Genomic DNA, 1,108 nt, shown 5'->3' with positions numbered 1-1,108 from the left:
GACAGTCATAGTGATACGCGGGTCTCCGGTGGCCGTGACCCGATCACTGACTGACGTCCTGCTGGACTGTCCTTGCGTTGATCTGTCCGGCCGCCGAGCCCGGCTTCCCCAGGGCTCCGGCCGGGCGGAGTATGACTTAATAGGAGCCTGGCCAAAGGCCCCCTGACTGTCCTGTCTGCCCCGTCCGGCCGGAGCTGCCTTCGGCAAGGAAGGCTCCTCCAGCATGACAGGCACAGTCCCTACGGAGCTCTCGGACCAGGTAGTCGTCGGAGGGGTGGACTCCCACGCCGCGACCATCCACGTCGCCGTGGTCACTGACCGCGGAGGGCACCTCGCCGACGCGGAATTCCCCACGAGGGCCGCTGGATACGCTGCCGCGATCGCCTTCTTGCAGGCCCACGGCACCGTCGCCGCCGTCGGCGTGGAGGGCACGTCCTCCTACGGAGCGGGCTTTAGGCGTTCCGCTCGTCAGGCCGGCCTGACGGTCATCGAGGTCAACCGGCCCGACAAGGCCGAACGCCGCAGGGCCGGCAAGTCCGACCCGATCGACTCCTATGCTGCGGCCCGTGCCGTCGTCTCGGGGCGGGCGACCAGCGTTCCCAAGGACAGTGCGGTCGACGGCATACGTGCCCTGCAGACCGCCGCGCGCTCCGCAGTGAAAGCGCGCACCGCGGCCCTCAACCAGATCACGCACCTGCTGGTCACCGCGCCCGACGCGGTCCGCGCCAAGTACCCGGCAGAGCCCGGTGACAAGCGCATCGCCGCGCTGGCCCGGGTCCGGCCGGCCGCCGATCCCGAGAACGCAGCGCTCCTGACCGCGCTGCGCATGCTGGCCCGGCGTGTCCAGAGCCTGACCGAGGACCACACGGCTCTGACCGCGGAGTTGGACAAGTTGGTCACCGACCTCAACCCCGGCTTGCGTTCCGCCTACGGCGTGGGCCCGGACACTGCTGCCCAGCTGCTGATCACGGCGGGGGCGAATCCGGAACGACTGCGCAAGGAGACGTCCTTCGCCGCGCTCTGCGGTGCGGCCCCCGTCCCGGCCTCGAGCGGGAAGAGCAACCGGCACCGGCTCTCCCGCGGCGGCGACCGGGCGGCCAACGCGGCT

1 protein-coding gene is annotated in these 1,108 nt (G+C 70.7%); it reads left to right on the top strand.

Annotated elements, in window-relative coordinates; all coding sequences use genetic code 11:
- Nucleotides 1-223: 223 nt before the first annotated feature.
- On the top strand, nucleotides 224-1,108 hold an 885-nt coding region (locus tag ACIRA5_RS53660; protein WP_403706035.1), incomplete at its 3' end, for an IS110 family transposase.

Origin of the sequence: Streptomyces sp. NPDC096311 (assembly GCF_044763085.1) — a bacterium.
In the GTDB taxonomy this organism is placed as follows: domain Bacteria; phylum Actinomycetota; class Actinomycetes; order Streptomycetales; family Streptomycetaceae; genus Streptomyces.
This window is presented reverse-complemented; position numbering and strand designations above follow the sequence as displayed.